General features: G+C 64.7%; 15 protein-coding genes. 14 read left to right on the top strand and 1 reads right to left on the bottom strand.

Going from position 1 to position 20,519, the window contains the following annotated elements; genetic code table 11:
• Nucleotides 1-57: 57 nt before the first annotated feature.
• The 8 genes from FFS30_RS11735 (at nucleotide 58) to FFS30_RS11700 (ending at nucleotide 10,926) form a co-directional block, all read left to right on the top strand.
• Entirely contained in the window at nucleotides 58-711 is a 654-nt protein-coding gene (locus FFS30_RS11735; RefSeq protein WP_137913567.1) for a MotA/TolQ/ExbB proton channel family protein, read from the top strand.
• A 1-nt stretch (nucleotide 712) separates the two neighbouring features.
• Entirely contained in the window at nucleotides 713-1,144 is a 432-nt protein-coding gene (locus FFS30_RS11730; protein WP_137913312.1) for a biopolymer transporter ExbD, read from the top strand.
• Between the two features lie 9 nt (nucleotides 1,145-1,153).
• Nucleotides 1,154-2,935, top strand: a complete 1,782-nt coding sequence (gene msbA / locus FFS30_RS11725; RefSeq protein ID WP_137913311.1) for a lipid A export permease/ATP-binding protein MsbA — start codon at nucleotides 1,154-1,156, stop codon at nucleotides 2,933-2,935.
• Nucleotides 2,936-3,022: 87 nt separating this feature from the next.
• Complete coding sequence (gene lpxK / locus FFS30_RS11720) at nucleotides 3,023-4,015, top strand: tetraacyldisaccharide 4'-kinase (protein ID WP_137913310.1); 993 nt, start codon at nucleotides 3,023-3,025, stop codon at nucleotides 4,013-4,015.
• Nucleotides 4,016-4,258: 243 nt separating this feature from the next.
• Nucleotides 4,259-5,773, top strand: a complete 1,515-nt coding sequence (locus tag FFS30_RS11715; RefSeq protein ID WP_137913309.1) for a hypothetical protein — start codon at nucleotides 4,259-4,261, stop codon at nucleotides 5,771-5,773.
• Nucleotides 5,774-6,327: 554 nt separating this feature from the next.
• Entirely contained in the window at nucleotides 6,328-9,033 is a 2,706-nt protein-coding gene (gene mgtA, locus FFS30_RS11710) for a magnesium-translocating P-type ATPase (protein WP_137913308.1), read from the top strand.
• Between the two features lie 198 nt (nucleotides 9,034-9,231).
• The gene (locus tag FFS30_RS11705) at nucleotides 9,232-9,903 is read left to right on the top strand and encodes an SDR family NAD(P)-dependent oxidoreductase (RefSeq protein ID WP_137913307.1); all 672 of its coding nucleotides are present in this window, start codon (nucleotides 9,232-9,234) and stop codon (nucleotides 9,901-9,903) included.
• A 9-nt stretch (nucleotides 9,904-9,912) separates the two neighbouring features.
• Nucleotides 9,913-10,926 (top strand): AraC family transcriptional regulator, encoded by a 1,014-nt coding sequence (locus FFS30_RS11700; RefSeq protein WP_137913306.1) that lies wholly within the window; start codon nucleotides 9,913-9,915, stop codon nucleotides 10,924-10,926.
• 19 nt (nucleotides 10,927-10,945) lie between these two features.
• Here FFS30_RS11700 and FFS30_RS11695 read toward each other — a convergent pair whose 3' ends face one another.
• On the bottom strand, nucleotides 10,946-12,022 hold the full coding sequence (locus tag FFS30_RS11695; RefSeq protein WP_137913305.1) for a substrate-binding domain-containing protein: 1,077 nt from the start codon (nucleotides 12,020-12,022) through the stop codon (nucleotides 10,946-10,948).
• A gap of 134 nt (nucleotides 12,023-12,156) precedes the next feature.
• On the opposite strand from FFS30_RS11695, the gene FFS30_RS11690 reads away from it, so the two are divergent.
• The 6 genes from FFS30_RS11690 (at nucleotide 12,157) to FFS30_RS11665 (ending at nucleotide 20,477) form a co-directional block, all read left to right on the top strand.
• Nucleotides 12,157-13,818 (top strand): OFA family MFS transporter, encoded by a 1,662-nt coding sequence (locus FFS30_RS11690; protein WP_137913304.1) that lies wholly within the window; start codon nucleotides 12,157-12,159, stop codon nucleotides 13,816-13,818.
• Nucleotides 13,819-13,917: 99 nt separating this feature from the next.
• Nucleotides 13,918-14,490, top strand: coding sequence for a formate dehydrogenase subunit gamma (locus FFS30_RS11685; protein WP_137913303.1), 573 nt, complete (start codon nucleotides 13,918-13,920; stop codon nucleotides 14,488-14,490).
• Complete coding sequence (locus tag FFS30_RS11680) at nucleotides 14,487-16,091, top strand: formate dehydrogenase beta subunit (protein WP_137913302.1); 1,605 nt, start codon at nucleotides 14,487-14,489, stop codon at nucleotides 16,089-16,091. The genes FFS30_RS11685 and FFS30_RS11680 overlap by 4 nt, the downstream gene beginning before the upstream one ends.
• 121 nt (nucleotides 16,092-16,212) lie before the next feature.
• Nucleotides 16,213-19,185, top strand: a complete 2,973-nt coding sequence (fdhF, locus tag FFS30_RS11675) for a formate dehydrogenase subunit alpha (protein ID WP_137913301.1) — start codon at nucleotides 16,213-16,215, stop codon at nucleotides 19,183-19,185.
• A 165-nt stretch (nucleotides 19,186-19,350) separates the two neighbouring features.
• On the top strand, nucleotides 19,351-20,226 hold the full coding sequence (fdhD, locus tag FFS30_RS11670; RefSeq protein WP_137913300.1) for a formate dehydrogenase accessory sulfurtransferase FdhD: 876 nt from the start codon (nucleotides 19,351-19,353) through the stop codon (nucleotides 20,224-20,226).
• Nucleotides 20,223-20,477, top strand: coding sequence for a formate dehydrogenase subunit delta (locus FFS30_RS11665; protein WP_212742458.1), 255 nt, complete (start codon nucleotides 20,223-20,225; stop codon nucleotides 20,475-20,477). The genes fdhD and FFS30_RS11665 overlap by 4 nt, the downstream gene beginning before the upstream one ends.
• Nucleotides 20,478-20,519: the final 42 nt, after the last annotated feature.

Here is a 20,519-nt window from a genome sequence, read left to right as displayed (position 1 = left end):
GGTATGATTCGCGGCGAGCGCGGGAACTAGAGAGGCATTGGCGTGCTGGAAATTTTGATGGCCGGCGGCTGGGCGATGCTGCCCATCCTGATCTGTTCGGCGATTGCGATCGCGATCATCCTCGAACGCTTCTGGACTTTGCGCCGCTCCGCCGTGATCCCGCCGGGCCTGACCGCGCAAGTGCGCGAGTGGGCGCGCAATCGGCAGCTCGATCCGCAGCACGTGGAAACCCTGCGCCAGAATTCGCCGCTCGGCGAAGTCCTCGCGGCGGCGCTCAGCGTGCGCATGCGTTCGCGCGAGATCATGAAAGAGCGCGTCGAGGACACTGGGCGCCACGTCGTGCACCGGCTCGAACGCTTTCTCAACACACTTGGCACGATCGCATTGATCTCGCCGCTGCTCGGCCTGCTCGGCACGGTGTTCGGCCTGATCCGCATGTTCTTCGCGGTGATGGTGTCCGGCGTAGGCGATCCGCTCAAGATGGCCGGCGGCATCGGCGAGGCACTGGTTTGCACGGCAGCCGGCCTGTGCGTGGCGATCCCGGCGTATTTCTTCCATCGCTATTTCCGCGGTCGCGTTACCGATCTCGTCGTCGACATGGAAAAGGACGTGATCGTGCTGATGGACGAGCTCTCCGCGCACGCGGAAGCCGTTCCCACGCGCGCACCGCGCCCGCGCAGAGAATCGGCCGCGGAACAGGAAACCGTCTGAGATGCGGCTCAGTTCCGGACGGCAGGACGACTTCGAGATCAACGTGATCTCGCTGATCGACGTCATGCTGACCCTGCTGATGTTCTTCGTCATGACGACGACCTTCGTCCAGCACTCGGCGATGAAAGTGACCCTGCCCGAAGCGTCGGAGACGACTACCGAAGCGCAGCGCGAATCGCTGACCGTGATGGTCGACGCGAACGGGCACTACTTCGTCGACAACAACGAAGTGCTCAATCCCGCGCTGGACACGCTCAAGGAAGCGATCGCGCGCATCGCCGGCGATAACCGCGAACGTCAGGTCGTGCTGCGCGCCGACGCGGCGACGCCGCACCAGGCCGTCGTCACTGCGATGGACGCACTCGGCCAGCTCGGCTTCACTCATCTTTCGATCGCGACTACACGTGCGAAAGACGCAAACAAGCCACGCTGAGCGCACGGCATGAGCGAACCAGACAATACGGGTTTCGTGGCGACCTACCGGCGCCTGCTCGGCTATCTGTGGCCGTTGCGCGGCACCGTCGGATTCGCCCTGCTCGGCATGGCGCTCGATGCCGCCTGCGGCTCCGCGTTCCTGTATTTCATCAAAGAGATCATCGACGCGATCTTCACCGATCACGATCCGTTCTGGACGTTCTGGATGCCGTTCATCGTCATCATCCTGTTCGTCACGCGCGGCATCGGCGGCTATCTCTCCGACTACGGCATGGCAAGGGTGGCACGCAGCGTGGTGCACCGGATGCGCAACGAGGTGTTCGGCCGCTATTTGCAGTTGCCTTCGTCGTATTTCGGCTCGGAGACGTCGGGGCAGATGGTGTCGCGCCTGACCTTCACCGTCGAGCAGGTTTCCGGCGCGTGCACCGATTCGCTCAAGACCGTGGTCCTGCATTCGCTCAACGTAGTCGGCTACACCGTCGTCATGTTCTACCAGAGCGCCCGCCTCACCGGCGCGCTGTTCGTTCTCGCGCCGTTGATCGCGTTGATCGTGCGCACGGTCGGCCGGCGCTACCGGCGCATCGGTCCGCGCATCCAGCAGTCGATGGGCGAGGTCACCGGCACGATCCACGAAGTCGTCAACGGCCAGCGCGAGGTCAAAATCTTTGGCGGGCAGGAAGCCGAACGGCAGCGTTTTGCCGCGGTCACCGAGGAAAACCGGCGCCTCAATTTGAAAGTGTCGTCGACCAACGCGATGGCGACCGCGGCTGTGCAGATCATCGCGGCCTGTTCGATCGCCGTGGTGATTTTCGTCGCCACGCGGCCCGGCATCATCAACCACACGAGCGCCGGCGAATTCATGTCGGTTATCACCTCGATGATGGTGATGCTCACCTCGCTGAAGAACCTCACCACGGTGCAGTCGAACATGAATCGCGGCATCGTCGCCGCGCAGGACCTGTTCCGCCTGATCGACACGCCGGGCGAGTGCGACGAGGGCACGCGCAGTCTGCAGCACAGCCGCGGCGAGATCGATTTCCGCGGCGTTTCGTTTCGCTACGCGGGCCAGCATGCCGATGCACTCGACGGCGTCGATCTGCACTGCGCGCCCGGTACGGTCACCGCCCTGGTCGGGCGCTCGGGCAGCGGCAAGTCGAGCCTGGTCGGCCTCGTGCCGCGGTTTTACGAGCCGACCGCCGGCGAAATCCGCCTCGACGGCGAACCGCTCGGCGACTACCGCCTCGTCGATCTGCGCGCGCAGATTGCCTGGGTCGGGCAGAACGTCGTCCTGTTCAACGACACGATCGCGCGCAATATCGCCTACGGCGCGCTCGGCGGCGCTTCGCGCGAGGCGATCGAGGCCGCCGCGCGCGCAGCGAATGCGATGGAGTTCATCGAGCGGCTGCCGCAAGGGCTCGACTCGCCGGTCGGCGAAGACGGCGCGCAGTTGTCGGGCGGCCAGCGCCAGCGCATCGCGATTGCGCGCGCGATTCTCAAGAACGCGCCGATCTTGATCCTCGACGAGGCGACGAGCGCGCTCGACACGGAGTCCGAACGCCTGATCCAGGACGCGCTCAATCGATTGATGAAACAGCGCACTGTGCTCGTTATCGCACATCGCCTCTCGACCATCGAGCATGCCGACCAGATCGCCGTGCTCGAAGGCGGCCGCGTCGTCGAACGCGGCACGCATGCGGAGCTGATCGCGTGCCATGGCAAGTACGCTGCGTTGCATCGTCTGCAGTTCCACGAACCGGCTGCGGCAACGGTGCAGGGAACTGCGTCGTGAGCCGTTCGCAGCGCGAATGTTTGCGCCCGCCCGTTGCCTTCGTAGCCCCGCTTTCGCGGGAATGATGGCGGGAAGAGGAGCCGGCTAATGAGTCTCCTTCACCGACTCCCGACAATCTGGTACGACGGCGTGCCGCCGCCGCTGTGGTTGCGCCTACTCGTCCCGGTCTATCGTGGCTTGCGCGCACTGCATCGCTTGCCGTATTCGCTCGGATGGAAAAAGCCGCAACGTTTGCCCGTGCCGGTGATCGTCGTCGGCAACGTCACCGTCGGCGGCACCGGCAAGACGCCGCTCGTGATCGCCCTTGTCGAGGCTTTGCGCGTGCGCGGGCTCAAGCCGGGCGTGATCAGCCGCGGCTACGGCGCCGACACCGGCACGCCGCAACTGCTCGATGCGTCCGCCGACGCGGCGCGGGTCGGCGACGAGCCGCTGCTGATCCACAACGCGGCCGACGTGCCTGTCGCAGTCGGCCGCGATCGCGTCGCCGCCGGGCGCTTGCTGCTCGCGCATCGCGACTGCGATGTGATCGTCGCCGACGACGGATTGCAGCATTATCCACTTTTCCGCAATGTGGAAATTTGTGTCATCGACGGCGAACGCCGCTTCGGCAACGGACTGCTGCTGCCGGCGGGTCCGCTGCGCGAGCCGCTGTCGCGGTTGGCGACGGTCGATTTCCGTGTCTGCAACGGCGCGCAGGCGCGGCCGGGCGAAGTGCAGATGCAGCTCGTCGGCGAAGCCGCGGTGGGCGTGAGCGATCCCGCCGTGAGCCGGGCCTTGCGCGACTTCTCCGGGCGCCGCGTGCATGCCGTCGCCGGCATCGGCAACCCGGCGCGGTTTTTCGCGACGCTGCGTGCGGCGGGCGTTGACGTGGTCGAGCATGCGTTCGCCGATCATCATGTTTTCGTCGCGCGCGATCTGGATTTCGGCGATGATCTGCCCGTGCTGATGACGCAGAAGGATGCGGTCAAGTGCGCGGCGTTTGCCTGCGCGGATTTCTGGTGCGTGCCGGTGCGTGCCGAACTGCCGCCAGATTTCTTCGACGGGATTGCGCACAAGATGGCCGGAGAGCCGGTTCCTTGATCGTCTGAACGGCGTTTTTCAGCGTCATTTTTGTCCGCAAGCAAGCCTATTTGCTCGATGGCACGAGCAAGGACGCAAAAGCCCAGATTGCGGAGAACGCAAGGAAAAGAAAACCTCGTCGAACGAATTCTCGTTCTTCTCTGTGTTCTCCGCGGTTCAGTTCTTTGCTCTGCCGCTTTTATCAACGGATCGGATAAGCGAAAAAGCCGGTCCCGGAATCCTGTCACGCAGTGGAGGTTCCGCATGAGGACGATTGCATCGCTACTGTTGATCGGTTTCTGCCTGTACGCGGGTCTGGCCCGCAGTCAGTCCGGGCAGCCGCTGCAAGGGCGCGTTTCCAACACGCAGCAGAATCAGCAGGGAAACTCGCCGCCCACCGAAATTTTTTCGAGCGGCAGCACGGGTACCCAGGGCGTCGTCGGCAATCCGAATTGCCCACCGCCGACCCTGCTCGGCGGCGACCATCCGCGCAACTGGTCGTGCCCGACCGGTACACAGGGCGTCGTCGGCAATCCGAACTGTCCGCCGCCGACCTTGCCCGGCGGCGGCCATCCGCGCAATTGGTCATGCCCGACCGGCACGCAAAATCCGGGCGGACGCCCGCCGTTGTCGGGCTACGCGGAGACTTCTCCAGGGCCCGGCGGTACTGCTCCCGGACCCGCGCAAAACGGACGTGGAACGCCGTCGCCCGGGCAGGGCGACCCCGGCAAGTGGCTCAGGACCGGCGCAGGCTCGGCCGCCACTGCGGCGTGTTTCCCGGGAGGCTACTCGACCACGAACGGCGTGGCCGGCGGCTACAACTTTTGCGCGAACCCGACCTTGCGCGGCGCGCCGTCGGGGTGCCGCTGCTTTTCCAAAACGCCATCGACTCCGTGGCCGTGGGAAGCGCCGGCGCAGGCGCAGAATCGGCAGACGCAAGGCGAGCCCGATCCGTTCCTTGCGGGTGTGCGCGACGGCACGCGCGGCTGCGCGGTGGGCTACGAGAATCTCGTGGCGGCGGCCGGCGCGTTCGGGCGCGGTGATTTCGTGCGCGCGCAGACCCTGCTCGGCATCGACAAGACCGATATCGCGAGGCAGTTTCTGATCGCGCTGGCGGGCGATCTGCAGACACCGGTCGTCGGCAAGCCGCCGACGCCGTATGCGAACGGTTACCGCATATCGCGCCGGCTGTGCATGTACGCAACGTTGTGGCAGCCGAAGGCGGGCAAGCCCGGCACCGTTGCGCCGCCGCGCTCCTGGGCCAAAGGCTTGGAATCCGCCGGCGCCGACGCATGGGCCGGGCAGTACCATGTGGACCCGTTCTCCGGCGAGCGTTTCCAGGTCATGGGCCGCTCGCGCGTGCCGGCCTCTCATGCCACCTCGACCAATGCGAACAAGGGCGAAAGCCTCGCCTATCACGAGGCACGTTTCGACCAGGGCGAAATCGGTCTGCAGGCGCCGGCCGGTGCGAACGTCGCCGGCGTCGATTTCATCACCGCGGCGCGTCAGGCCGGAACGGGCCTCATGGAAATCATCGTCAGCGATGTGAAAACGAGCATGAAAGGCAATTTCCCCGCGGCGAAGTCCGTGCTGCCAGGCACCTGGCGCGCCGAAGTGCTCGATGCCGTGCAAAGGCTGCGTCTGGGCGATGCGGGACTCGAAGGTGAAATAGCCGACGCCTTGACCCAAAACCGCATTCGTATGCGCCAGTTGAATGTCGATCTCGCGCCGGGCGCGCAGGGCCGCTCCGGGCAGCCCGTCAACATCAGCGGCTGGTAGGGCGTTCTCGCAATAGTGGGGCGATCTTCGTTCGTCCGCTTTGTCGGCGATGGAGGCGGAGCAAAACGATTGAACCACGCAGAACACGGGGAAAAGAAAACGCAGAACATCTCTTGCAGCCCCGGATTTTTCCTGCCGTCGCGGCGCACGCCGGAATCGTGGGTTGGCCTTTGCGAGAGGTTTCCGAGGTGTAACGAATTTTGTTCTTCTTTCGCATTCTGCGTGGTTCGGGCCTTCGTTTCCTCCGCCCGGTGACGGGGGATGATCTCGATGCCATGTACGAGAGTTCCGTGGCGGTTGACAAGCTGCGGCGCCGCGACTACTTTGCGCGCACCTTTCTATCGAGGACGTCCGTCCGTGGACCCTTGCAGTAGATCTTCAACTGCAGCCAACCCGACTTTTCCACGCGGATAGTTCGCCTTTGCGGCGCGCCGTCCCGTAGAGGATAGTGCGCCGACACCATCACGCCCTCGCGGGCGCTCCCGTCGCCGAGCTGTCACAAAGTCCGGGCAATCTGCTTGGTTTTGTGCGATTTTCATGACGGGAAGCCTCTCATGCTGAAATTCTCGATCGCGGCGATGCTGATCGGCGGCAACGGCCGCAATGGCGCCAAGAACGAAGCGGCCGCGCGCATCGCGGCGGAACTCACTGCGCTCGCGCGCCTCAACCCCGACGACGCCCTGAGCAAGCTCAATCCGGGCGGGCAGGCGCTCAGTCCGGAGCAGGTCGCCGAACGCTTCGAGCAATACGGGCCGAACACGGTCGCGCAGGAAAAGAAAAAGCCTTTCCTGCTCGAAATCGGCGAGCGCTTCATTACCAATCCGATCAATATCCTGCTGACCGTGCTCGCGCTCGTCACCTGGTTCACCGGTGAGGAGACGAGCGACAAGATCGGCGCGGTCATCATGTTCGCGATGGTGGTCATGGCCGTGTTCGTCGCGCACTTCCAGGAGGCGCGTTCGAGCAATGCCGTCGAGCAGTTGCGCAAGATGGTCAGCAACACCGCGACGGTCAAGCGCGAAGTCGAAGAGCCCGCGCCGGGCACCGACGAGGATGCGCCGCCGGTGCGCGTGGTCAAGAAAGTCGAAGTGCCGCTCGATTCGCTCGTGCCGGGCGATCTCGTCTTTCTCGCCGCCGGCGACATGGTGCCGGCCGACCTGCGCCTGATCAGCGCGAAGGACTTGTTCGTCAACCAGTCCGCGCTGACCGGCGAATCGATGCCGGTGGAGAAATTCGCTGCGGCCGACGCCGACGCGAAGATCGCGCTCGAAGCGAAGTCGCTGTGCTTCATGGGTTCGAACATCGTGTCGGGCAGCGCCACCGCGGTGATCGCGGCGACCGGCGCAAACACCTATTTCGGCGCGCTTGCGGGTTCGCTCGTCGGCCAGCGTGTGCAGACCAGTTTCGACAAGGGCGTCAGCCGCTTCGCCTGGCTCATGATCCGCTTCATGGCGGTGATGGTGCCGATCGTGTTCCTGATCAACGGGGTCACCAAGGGCAACTGGTTCGAGGCCTTCATGTTTGCGGTGGCGGTGGCGGTCGGCCTGACCCCGGAAATGCTACCGATGATCGTCGCGATCAATCTCGCCAAGGGCGCGCTCAAGATGGCGAAGAAGGACGTCATCGTGAAGCGCCTCAACGCGATTCAGAACTTCGGTGCGATCGACGTGCTCTGCACCGACAAGACCGGCACGCTGACCCAGGACAAAGTCATCCTCGAACGCCACACGGACATTTACGGCGACGAGAACGAGCGCGTGCTCGAATATGCATGGCTCAACAGCTACCACCAGACCGGCCTGCGCAACCTGCTCGACGTCGCCGTGCTCGACGCGGTCAACGATGCGGATACGGTGCAGCACCTGCATGCCGAATACACGCTCGTCGACGAAGTGCCGTTCGATTTCACGCGCCGGCGCATGTCGGTGATCGTCAAGAACAAGGCCGGCAAACACTACATCATCTCCAAGGGCGCGGTCGCCGAGACCCTGGCCGTCTGTTCGAGCCTCGCTTTCGAGGACGACTACAAGCCGATGACGCCGCAGCATCTCGCCGAGGTGAAGGCCGTCGCCCACGAGATGAACGAGGACGGCTTCCGCGCGCTCGCGCTCGGCGTGCGCGAGATCGAAGTCAAGCCGGCCTATTCGCGCGACGACGAAAAAGACCTGACAATGATGGGCTTCGTCGCCTTCCTCGATCCGCCGAAGGATTCCGCGGCCGACGCGATCCAGGCGCTCAACGCGAACGGCGTTGCGGTGAAGATCCTCACCGGCGACAACGACACGGTTACGCGCAACGTCTGCCGCCAGGTCGGCATCCAGGTCGACAAGTGGCTGACCGGGCCGAAGATCGAGGCGATGAGCGACGAGGAACTGATGCTCGCCACGCGCGACACGCCGGTGTTCGCGCGCCTCAACCCGCAGCAGAAGGTGCGCGTGGTCGAGGCGCTGCATCGCGACGGCCACGTCGTCGGCTTCATGGGCGACGGCATCAACGACGGCCCGGCACTACGTGCGGCCGATGTCGGCATCTCGGTCGATACGGCGGTCGACATCGCCAAGGAATCGGCCGACATCATCCTGCTCGAAAAGAGCCTGCTCGTGCTCGAGGAAGGCGTGCTCGAAGGCCGCAAGGTGTTCGGCAACATCCTCAAGTACATCAAGATGACCGCGTCGTCGAACTTCGGCAACATGTTCTCGATGATCGGCGCTTCGGTGCTGCTGCCGTTCCTGCCGATGCTGCCGGTGCAGATTCTGCTCAACAATCTGCTCTACGACTTCTCGCAGACTGCGGTCGCGTCCGACGAGGTCGATCAGGAATATCTCGCCAAGCCGCGCCAGTGGGATCTGAAGGGCATTGCGCGCTTCATGGTCGGCATCGGTCCGATCTCGTCGATCTTCGACTACATCACCTTTGCCGTGCTCTGGTTCGTGATCGGCGCGAATACGACGGCGCACGCCGGTCTGTTCCAGACCGGCTGGTTCATCGAGTCGCTGCTCTCGCAGACCCTGATCGTGCACGTGATCCGCACCGGCAAGATTCCGTTCCTGCAAAGCTGGGCGAGCCTGCCGCTGACCGTCGCCGGCATCGTCATCTGCATCGTCGGCATCCTGCTCACCGCGCTGCCCATCGGCGCCTGGTTCGGCTTCTCGCCGCTGCCGGGGCTTTGGTGGCCGATACTCGCCGCGATCCTGGTTACCTATATGTGCCTCACCCAGGTCGTGAAGACCTGGATGATCCGGCGCTTCGGGCTGCTTTGATCGAAGCGATACGCGGCTGCTCACGGGCCGCCGCGTCCTTCTTGACCAGCGGCGCAAGCTCGCAAGTGTGCGCTCGGGCGAAAATGCCAAGAGCGTGGCGCAATCCGATGACGACTTGGCGCGATCGGATTTTTGTTGGCGGCATCGGACTCCTATAGTGGCCTGGCGGCATTGCGCCGATTGCCTAGAGGAATTCACATGTCACAGGTCTGGTTGATTACCGAGGCAGCCCACGGCGCCGGTCGCGCGTTGGCCGATGCCGCATTGCAGGCGGGTGGGCAGGTCGTTGCCGGCAGTTGCGAACACGGCTGGCTCGACGCGCTGGTCGCGCGCTACGGGGCCCGCGTCCGCGCGGTCGAGTTCGACGCGGCGGACGAAGCGACCGTGTATGCCGCGCTCGACACGGCGTTGACCGCGTTCGGCCGGCTCGACGTCGTCGTCAACACCGCCTCCAGCACTCACTCGACGGCGGTCGAGGAAATGAACGATACCGAATTGCGCGCGCGTTTTGAGGCGGATTTCTTCGCCGTCGCCGGGGTGATGCATGCGGTGTTGCCGATCTTGCAGGAACAGGGTGCGGGGCGCGTCGTGCAGATCATGGAACGCGACGCCGGTCGCGCGGAGGGCGCTGCAGGGCGCCGCGCCACGCGCAGTGCGCTGCGGGCTTATTTCGAGGCGCTGGCCGAAGAGTCCGTGGCCTGCGGAGTCGAGATCGACGTGGTCGAGCCGGAGCAGGTGTTCGATCGCGTGTCCAGGCACGTGACCGCGCAACTGCTGCGCAAGATCGGTATCGATGCGGAAGGTATCGGTCCGCGCACGCGGCCGACCGCGCGCGTGACGAAACTGCCCGTGCGGCCGCAGGCGGCGTAGGTTGGTGTCATGGGTGCCGATCTGATTCCGCTTTCCAAGATATCGCGCCTGCGCATGCGCGAACTGGGTATCGACGAGGCCCGCGTGCTCCAGCTCGCGGGCCTCTCGCCGGTGCTCTATCGCAGTGCGCGGCCGCGTTTCAGCACGCGCCAGTTCTTCGCCTTGTGGCAGGCGATCGGCGAGGTCAGCGACGACCCGACGCTCGGCCTGCGCATGGGCGAGCACACGAAGGTGGAGCACGCGGAAGTGATTCTTCTGGTCGCGCTCTATTCGGCGAATTTCCGTGCGGCGATGGAGAAAATCGCGCGCTACAAGCGTCTCGTCTGCCCGGAAGAGATCACCGTCGAATACACCGCGGTCGAAGCCATCGCGCATTACCGCTGGACCGCCTCGGAGAATCACGCGCCGGCGACGCTGACCGACGCGATGTTCGCTTCCGCGCTGAGCCTCGTGCGCCGCGCGACCGGCGACGTGACGGCCGCGCCACGCCGTGTCGAGTTCATCCGCCAGCGGCCGACGCAGGACCTTGTCGAGATGTACTCGCGCTACTTCGGCTGTGCTGTGCATTTCGGCATGGAGCGCGATCTGATCGTCTGGGACCTGGCGACGATGGACGAGCCGTTCCTCACTTCCAACGAGGACCTTGTCGATCTGTTGTTGCCCGGCCTCGAAGCGGCCCTGCGCGACTATGCAAGGGCGGCCTCGCTGACCGAGCAGGTCGGCGCGATCCTCGGCCGTGGCATGCGCGGCGAGCGGCCCAGTGTGGAGGCGGTGGCCAAGCAGTTGCACCTGAGCCCGCGCACTTTGCAGCGGCGTCTCGCCGACGAGGGCACGAGCTATCAGGAGCAGCTTGACCTCGTGCGCCAGCAGACCGCGCGGCATTTGCTGACCTCGACCGATCTGGAGCCCGGCGAGATCGCGTTCTTTCTCGGCTTCGAGGAAATCAATTCGTTCACGCGTGCCTTCCATCACTGGGAAGGCACGACACCGAACCGTTGGCGCGAGACGGCGAGGCCGTCGTAGCGACGGCGCCGCGCGGCGCTCAGCCGTGCAGCGCGGGAAACGCCTCGAGCAGGTCGAGGGTGCGGCCGCAATGCTCGGCGTTGTAGCCGGGCAGGGTGTTGGCGATCTTGTGGAATTCGTGGCTGCGCAGGATCGCGAGCACGCGGTCCACCGCCTGGCTTTCGTAGACGGCGTGCGGGCAGAGGAAGAAATAGCGCTCGTAGAGGATCGGCAGGTAGTCGAGGCCGAAACGCTGCGCGGGCGTTTCCAGGCCGAAACCCGCGTCGGCCATGCCGCTCGCCACGTAGGCGGCGATGGCGGCGTGGGTGAACTCGACGTTGTCGTAGCCGTCGATCGTGCCGCCGTCGATGTTTTCGGCGGCGAGCAGCAGGTCGAACAGCGCGCGCGTCGCCGAGTCGTGCTGGCGATTGACGAAGCGCACGCCGCGGCGCGCGAGATCGCGCACGCTGCGGATTTTCTTCGGATTGCCGCGAGCGACCATGATGCCCTGCCGGCGCGTGACCAGGTCGATGACGACGAAGCCGCCGCGGCGCAGCGATGGCGGCCACAGTTTCAGCATCGGCGCCTCGAATTCGCCGATCGGCAGATGCAGCCCGGCGAGGTCGCAGTTGTCGCGCGCGAGCGAGGCGAGCACGTCGAGGCTGCTGCGGTACTTGAGATCGGCGGCGATCTGGCGCTGGCCGAGGAAGCGGTGCAAGGTTTCGACGGCGAAGCCATGAGTTGCGTGGATGCGCAGAATGCGTTCGCCGGGCTCGAAAGCGTGCTCGAACTCGACTTCGATTTCCGAGCACAGGGAATCGAGCAGCGGCGACAGGCGCGCGGCAATGCGCTTGTCGGCCCAGACCAGCTTTTCGCCGAGTGCGGTCAGGCGCGCACCCGAGCCGCGCGTGGTTTCGATCAGCGTCGCGCCGAGCGTCTTCTCGCCGGCGCGCAGCACGCCCCAGGCATAACGATAGGAGAGCTGCGAGCGCGCACAGGCACGCGCAAGGCTGCCGGTTTCGTGCACGCCGACCAGCAGTTCGATCAAGCGCGGCAGCGCAGGCTCGCCGCTCGGTGCCTGCACTTGCCATTGGGGGTTGATCGAAACCTTGAACATGCTGCGACAAATATGTACTCGAAAGCATATTTTGTCATGCGGCGCTCCGCTATGGTGCAGACATAAGAGCGAGGCGGCCGGGCCTCGCCCGAACGAACCCGCCGCAAACGCGGCAAAAAAAGGGGGAGGGCAACATGGCAAGCACGACCGACGTCATTCCACCCGGCACGCCCGGCCTGCTCGACAAAGAGCGCACCGTCGCCGGCGCGGGCTACAACCGCTGGCTGGTGCCGCCTGCCGCGCTGTGCATCCACCTGTGCATCGGCATGGCCTATGGGTTTTCCGTGTTCTGGCTGCCGTTGTCGAAAGCGATCGGCATATCCAAGCCGGTCGCCTGTGCGGCTGGAACCGGATGGTTCGCCGAATTGTTCGTCGCCGATTGCGACTGGTCGGTTTCGGCGCTGACCTTCACCTTCACTCTGTTCATCGTCGTCCTCGGCCTCGCCGCGGCGGTCTGGGGCGGCTGGCTCGAACGCGTCGGTCCGCGCAAGGCGGCCTTCGTCTCGGCCTGTTGCTGGGCCGGCGGATTCCTCCTCGGCGCGCTCGGCATCTATGTCCATCAACTCTGGCTGATCTGGCTCGGCACGGGCGTGATCGGCGGCATCGGCCTCGGGCTCGGCTACATTTCGCCGGTGTCCACGCTGATCAAGTGGTTCCCCGATCGGCGCGGCATGGCCACCGGCATGGCGATCATGGGTTTCGGCGGCGGCGCGATGATCGGCGCACCGCTTGCGGACAAGCTGATGAAAGCCTTCGCCACGCCGACTTCGGTCGGGGTCTGGGAAACCTTCGTCGCGATGGGCGCGATCTACTTCGTCGTCATGCTGATCGGCGTGTTCGGCTACCGCATCCCGGCTGCGGGCTGGACGCCGCCCGGTTGGACCGCGCCGGCGGCCGACGCGGGCAAGGGCATGATCACGCGCGGCCAGGTACATCTCGACCAGGCGTGGAAGACGCCGCAGTTCTGGTGCATCTGGGGCGTGCTCTGCCTCAATGTCAGCGCGGGCATCGGCGTGCTCGCGATGGCCTCGCCGATGCTACAGGAGGTGTTCGGCGGCAAACTCGTCGGCGTTGCGCTCGGCTTCAACGATCTCGATGCCGCGCAGAAGGGCGCGATCGCAGCGATCGCCGCCGGCTTCACCGGCTTGCTCAGTTTGTTCAATATCGCCGGCCGGTTTTTCTGGGCTTCGGTCTCGGACTATCTCGGCCGCAAGAGCACTTACTTCGTGTTCTTCGTTCTCGGCATACTGCTCTATGCCGCGGTGCCGAGTCTCGGCCATAGTGGCCAGATCGCGCTGTTCGTCGCCGCGTTCTGCGTGATCCTGACCATGTACGGCGGCGGCTTCGCCACCGTGCCGGCCTATCTCGCCGATATGTTCGGCACGCAAATGGTCGGCGCGATCCACGGGCGCCTGCTGACCGCATGGTCGGTGGCCGGCGTGATCGGGCCCTGGCTGATCACGTATTTTCGCGATGCACAGCTTGCCGCGGGGCTTGCGCGCAGCCAGGTATACGATACGACCATGTACGTGCTCGCGGGCTTGCTCGTCGTCGGGCTGATCTGCAACGCACTCGTGCAGCCGGTTGCGCCGAAGTGGTTCATGAGCGAGGCCGAGCTCGCCGCGGAGCGCAAGCGCGCTCACGACGTCGCCGTCGCGAATGCGGCCGGTCCGCTGCTCGGCGGCGCGGCTGCGGTGACACCGATCGGCTTGGTCTATGCCGCCTGGATCGCGATCGGCATCCCGGTCGCGTGGGGCGTGTGGATCACCTTGCAGAAGGTGGCGGCGCTGTTCTGACCGTGCCGTAGTTCCATCGAAAAGTGCAGCCAGGGACGGCTGCCAGTTGATTGCCGCGTTCATGGACGAGCGCGCAGGTAAGACTGAGAAGCCAGCGAAATGAAGCCAGCGAAAATCAATGTGGTGGTTGAAAGTAAGGCGTACAAATTGCCGCCGTTGCCCGCGCCGATGCGGCAGGCGGTGATGCAGGCGATTGATGCGCAGCGCGAAAAGCCCGGCGCGTTGTTGCCGATCCTGCACGGCGTGCAGGACGCGCTCGGCTACGTGCCGCCCGAATCGCTCGCGCTGATCGCGCACGAGCTGAACGTCACGCGTGCCGAAGTGCATGGTGTAGTCACGTTCTATCATCATTTCCGCGCGTCGCCGCCGGGACGCCGCATCGTGCGCATCTGCCGTGCGGAGGCCTGCCAGGCGCTCGGCGCGCGCGCGCTCGAAGCACATGCAAAGCAGAGTCTCGGCATCGATTTTCACGAAACGACGAGCGACGGTGCGATCACCCTGGAGCCGGTCTACTGCCTCGGCAACTGCGGCTGCGGACCGTCGGTGCTCGTGGAGAGCAGTGCGCGTGGAGCGGTGAGCGGGGAAGCACACGCAACTGTCGAGTTGTACGCACGCGTGACACCGGAGGCGTTCGACGAACTCGTCGGCGACGCGAGGAGTGCGAGCGCATGAATGCGTCGACTTCGCCAATCAAGATTTACCTGCCGCGCGACGCCGCTGCGCTGGCGCTTGGCGCGGATCGCGTCGCGCAGGCGATCGCGGAAACGGCGCGCAGCCGCGGCATCGAGATCGATCTCGTGCGCAATGGCTCGCGCGGAATGTTCTGGCTGGAACCGTTGATCGAAGTGGCGACACCGAAGGGGCGCATCGCCTACGCGCCGGTCAAAGCGGCCGATGTCACGAGCTTGTTCGATGCGGATTTTCTGTACGGCGGTGCGCATGCGCTGCGTCTCGGCGCGGTCGAAGACCTCGCCTGGTTCAAGCAACAGCAGCGATTGTGTTTCGCGCGCGTCGGTATCACCGATCCTCTCAGCGTCGAGGACTATCTGGCCCACGGTGGCTACCGCGGTCTGAAAAATGCGCTCGCGCTGAGCGGCGCCGACATCGTCAAGATCGTCACCGATTCCGGCCTGCGCGGCCGCGGCGGCGCGGCGTTTCCGACCGGCATCAAATGGAAGACCGTTCTGGACGCATCGAGCGCCGCGCGCGCGGCGCTCGATGCCGCAGGCTCTTCCGAATCCCAAATCCCAAATCCCCAATCCCGGTCTTTCATCGTCTGCAATGCCGACGAAGGCGACTCCGGCACGTTCTCCGACCGCATGCTGATGGAAGGCGATCCGTTCTGCCTGATCGAAGGCATGACGATCGCGGGCATTGCCGTCGGCGCGAGCCAGGGCTATATCTATCTGCGCAGCGAATATCCGCACGCGCATCGCGCGCTGGCCGCGGCGATCGAGAACGCCTACGCGGCTGGCTACCTCGGCGCCGACATTCTCGGCAGCGGCAAGCGCTTCGATCTCGAAGTGCGCCTCGGCGCGGGCGCCTACATCTGCGGCGAGGAAACGTCCTTGCTCGACAGCCTCGAAGGCAAGCGCGGCCAGGTGCGCTACAAGCCGCCGCTGCCGGCACTCAAGGGTCTGTTCGGCAAGCCGACGGTGATCAACAACGTGATCTCGTTCGCCTCGGTGCCTGCCATTCTCGACCGCGGCGCAGAGTTCTATCGAGACTACGGCGTCGGCCGCTCGCGCGGCACCTTGCCGATCCAGCTTGCCGGGAACCTCAAGCGCACGGGCCTGGTCGAAAAAGCATTCGGCGTGACCCTGCGCGAATTGTTGTACGACTACGGCGGCGGTTCGTATTCGGGCCGGCTGATCCGCGCGGTACAGGTCGGCGGCCCGCTCGGAGCGTATCTGCCGGAATCGCAGTTCGACACGGTCGTCGACTACGAAGCCTTCGCCGCGATCGGCGCGATGCTCGGCCACGGCGGCATCGTTGCTTTCGACGACACGGTCGACATGCTGGAGCAGGCGCGCTACGCGATGGAGTTCTGCGCGGTTGAGTCCTGCGGCAAGTGCACGCCGTGCCGGATCGGCTCGACGCGCGGCGTCGAGGTGATCGATCGCATTCGGGCGAATGTCGATCGGGAAAAGAACCTCGCGCTGCTCGACGATCTGTGCAGCACGATGCGCTACGGATCGTTGTGCGCGCTCGGGGGTCTGACGCCGGATCCGGTGGTCAGCGCGATCAAGTATTTCTCGGAAGATTTTTCTTAAGAGCAGTTTTAACCACGGATTATACGGATCACACGGATCAAGAAAATTTCTGAATTCGCTCTTATCCGTGTGATCCGTGTAATCCGTGGTCAAATGCTCTGGCTTTGATGAGGTAGGCAATATGTTGTCGATAATCGAACTCGATTTCGGTACGCCCAAGTCCAAGTCCGCGCAGCAGGTGGCGCTGACCATCGACGGGCGCGAAGTGAGCGTGCCGGCCGGCACCTCGGTGCTGCGCGCGGCGAGCGAAGTCGGTATACAAATTCCCAAGCTCTGCGCGACCGAGCTGCTCGATGCGTTCGGCTCGTGCCGGCTCTGTCTTGTGCAGATCGAAGGCATGAAAGGCTATCCGGCCTCGTGCACGACGCCGGTAGCGGCCGGTATGAAGGTGACGACGCAGAACGCGAAGCTCGCCGACATCCGCCGTGGCGTGATGGAGCTGTATATCTCCGACCATCCGCTCGACTGCCTGACCTGTCCGGCGAACGGGCATTGCGAACTGCAGGACATGGCCGGCGCGGTCGGCTTGCGCGAAGTGCGCTACGGCTACGACGGCAGGAATCACGTTTACTCCACGCTCAAGCCCTCCCCTTCAAGTGGTGGGGGCGGTGTCAATTTCACCGCTACGCAAACACCATCCCCCTCCAACCTCACCCTTGAAGGGGGAGGCTTCAATCCGTTATTTGCGGTCAAGGACGAAAGCAATCCGTACTTCACCTTCGACCCGTCCAAGTGCATTGTCTGCTCGCGCTGCGTGCGCGCCTGCGACGAGCAGCAGGGCACGCTCGCGCTGACAATCCAGGGCCGCGGCTTCGACTCGAAAGTTGCAGCGAGCCAGAACGAGGGTTTCATGGATTCGGAATGCGTGTCGTGCGGCGCCTGCGTGCAGGCTTGCCCGACCGCGACCCTGAGCGAGAAATCGCTGATCGCTCAGGGCCAGGCCGAGCACAGCGTGACGACGACCTGCGCCTACTGCGGCGTCGGCTGCTCGTTCCGCGCCGAAATGCGCGGCGAGGACATCGTGCGCATGGTGCCGAACAAGGATGGCAGTGCCAACCACGGCCATTCCTGCGTCAAGGGCCGCTTCGCAATCGGCTATGCGACGCACCAGGATCGCATCCTCAAGCCGATGATCCGCGCGAAGATTAGCGATCCGTGGCGCGAGGTGACGTGGCAGGAAGCGATCGCTCACGCCGCGAGCGAGTTCAAGCGCATCCAGGCCAAGTACGGCCGCGACTCGATCGGCGGTATCACCTCTTCGCGTTGCACGAACGAGGAAACCTATCTCGTGCAGAAGCTCGTGCGCGCCGCGTTCGGCAACAACAATGTCGATACCTGCGCGCGCGTTTGCCATTCGCCGACCGGTTACGGTCTGAAGCAGACGCTCGGCGAATCGGCCGGCACGCAGGATTTCGATTCGGTCATGCAGGCCGACGTGATCCTCGTTATCGGTGCCAATCCCACAGATGGCCATCCGGTGTTCGCCTCGCAGATGAAGCGCCGGTTGCGCCAGGGCGCGAAACTGATCGTCGCCGATCCGCGCCGCATCGACATCGTGCGCACGCCGCACGTGCGCGCGGACTATCACCTGAAGCTGCGGCCGGGCACCAACGTCGCTCTCGTGACGTCGCTCGCGCACGTGATCGTCGACGAAGGCCTGGTGAGCGAAGCCTTCGTGCGCGAACGCTGCGAGCCCGAAGCGTACGCGAAGTGGCGCGCGTTCGTCGCCGAGCCGAGAAACTCGCCCGAGGCGATGGAGGAGGTGACCGGCGTGGCGGCGGCCGATGTGCGCGCCGCGGCACGGCTTTACGCAACCGGCGGCAACGCAGCGATCTATTACGGCCTCGGCGTGACCGAGCACTCGCAGGGTTCGACCACGGTCATGGGCATCGCCAATCTCGCGATGGCGACCGGCAACATCGGCCGCGAAGGCGTCGGCGTCAATCCGCTGCGCGGGCAGAACAACGTGCAGGGCTCGTGCGATATGGGTTCGTTCCCGCACGAGTTTCCGGGCTATCGCCATGTGGATGACGATGCCGTGCGCGCGAGTTTCGAGCAGGCCTGGGGCGTGCCGCTGCAGAACGAGCCCGGCCTGCGCATACCGAACATGTTCGAAGCCGCACTCGACGGCGAATTCAAGGCGATCTACATCGAAGGCGAAGACATCGCGCAGAGCGATCCGAACACGCAGCATGTGACCGCGTCGCTGACCTCGATGGAATGCGTCGTCGTGCAGGATCTGTTTCTCAACGAGACGGCGAAGTTCGCCCATGTCTTTCTTCCGGGCAGCTCGTTTCTCGAAAAGGACGGCACCTTCACCAACGCCGAGCGGCGCATCTCGCGCGTGCGCCGCGTGATGCAACCGCGCAATTCCGACGGCACGCGCGGCTATGCCGACTGGGAGATCACCCAGCTTCTCGCGAACGCGATGGGTTATCCGATGAACTATGCGCACCCGTCGGAAATCATGGACGAGATCGCGCGGTTGACGCCGACGTTCCACGGCGTCAGCTTCGACAAGCTCGACCGCCTCGGCAGCATCCAATGGCCGTGTAATGATGCCGCGCCCGAGGGCACGCCGACCATGCACGTGCATGAATTCGTGCGCGGCAAAGGCCGCTTCATGCTGACCGAGTACGTGCCGACCGCGGAGAAGGTCAACGCGAAATATCCCCTGATCCTGACCACGGGGCGGATTTTGAGCCAGTACAACGTCGGCGCGCAGACGCGGCGCACCGAGAACAGCCGCTGGCACAGCGAAGACCGCCTCGAACTCCATCCGCAGGACGCGGAAGACCGAGGCATCGTCGACGGCGACTGGGTCGGCATCGAAAGCCGTGCCGGCCAGACCGTCCTGCGCGCGACGGTCAGCGAGCGCATGCAGCCGGGCGTGGTCTACACCACCTTCCATTTCCCGTTCTCGGGCGCGAACGTGATCACCACCGACAATTCCGACTGGGCGACGAACTGCCCCGAATACAAGGTCACTGCCGTGCAGATCACGCGTGTCAGCCAGCCTTCGGATTGGCAGCAGCGCTATCGTAAGTTCAGTGAGAGGCAGCAGGAGCTGTTGTCGGAGGCGGTGACGAAGTAGCGATAGCTTTCCTTCTCCCATCGGGAGAAGGTGGCGCGGCAGCGCCGGATGAGGGAGGAGCGCTGCCGTTGTTGAAGATTCCGCGAGAAAATTGCGAGGCTCTTCCCTCATCCGCCCTTCGGGCACCTTCTCCCGCAGGGAGAAGGGAGGCAAGGCGACTACGGCTTGAAATCGCATTCAAACAACCCGGTTCCCCACGGCGCCGTTACACGCGAAGTCGAACGTCATCGCCACGGCGTCGCCGCGCGCGTGCGCGACGCAGTCGCCGAGGAAATTCCGGTTGCCTTCGTTTACAACGAGCGCCCGCATGCGGTGATGATGGCGACGCCGGCCGATCTCGAAGATTTTGCATTGGGTTTCAGCCTCAGCGAAAACATTATCGACAACGCCGCGCAGTGCACGAAGATCGAAGTAGTCGAAGCGCTGGCCGGCATCGAATTGCACATCGCCATTCCGGCCGAGAAAGCCGCAAAGCTCGAAGACCGCGTGCGCGAACTGACCGGACGCACGGGCTGCGGACTCTGCGGCGCGCAGACGCTCGATGCGGCCGTACGCCATCCGCCTGCGGTAGCCGGCTCGCCCGATGTGCGCGAGGCGGCTTTGCTGCGCGCGCTTGGCGAAATGCAGAAGCTGCAGACGATCAATGCGGCGACGGGCGCCGTGCATGCGGCCGCCTGGGCCAATCTCGACGGCAGCGTCGTCCTGCTGCGCGAAGACGTCGGCCGCCACAACGCGCTCGACAAGCTGATCGGAGCGATGCAGCGCGCAGGCATCGATCCGCGCGCGGGCTTTCTGCTCGTCACCAGCCGCGCGAGCTACGAGATGGTGATGAAGGCGGCGACCGTCGGCATCGGCTTTCTCGCCGCGATCTCGGCGCCGACCGCACTTGCGATCGCGCTCGCGCAGGAGACGGATCTGACTCTGGTCGGCTTCGCCCGCGCCGACGGTTACGGCCTCTATGCGCATGGCCATCGTTTGATCGAACGCGCCGCCGTCGCCGCGCCGCGTGTCCGCAATATGCAACCGGAAAACACCGCATGAGCCTGCACGAATCTCACGACGCTTCGGCCGCACTGGTCAAGATGGTCAACGACATCGCCGACTATTTTCAATCGGAACCCGACCGCGAACTCGCGGTCGACGGTATCGTCAATCATCTGACGCGTTTCTGGGAGCCGCGCATGCGCCGCAAGATCGTTGCGTATTTCGCCGAGCGGAAGGGCGAAGGACTCAGCGAGTTGGCGCGTGCCGCCGTCGCCCGTCTTGCGGATGCCGCGCGCAGCGCGGCTTGAGCTGTAACGCCGATCGATCGCGAGGCGAAGGCGTTGCGCGGG

It is taken from the genome of Rudaea sp. 3F27F6, from assembly GCF_005503555.1.
Taxonomy (GTDB): Bacteria; Pseudomonadota; Gammaproteobacteria; order Xanthomonadales; family Rhodanobacteraceae; genus Rudaea.
The sequence above is the reverse complement of the archived record's forward strand: the minus strand, read 5'-3'. Positions and strand labels throughout refer to the sequence as shown.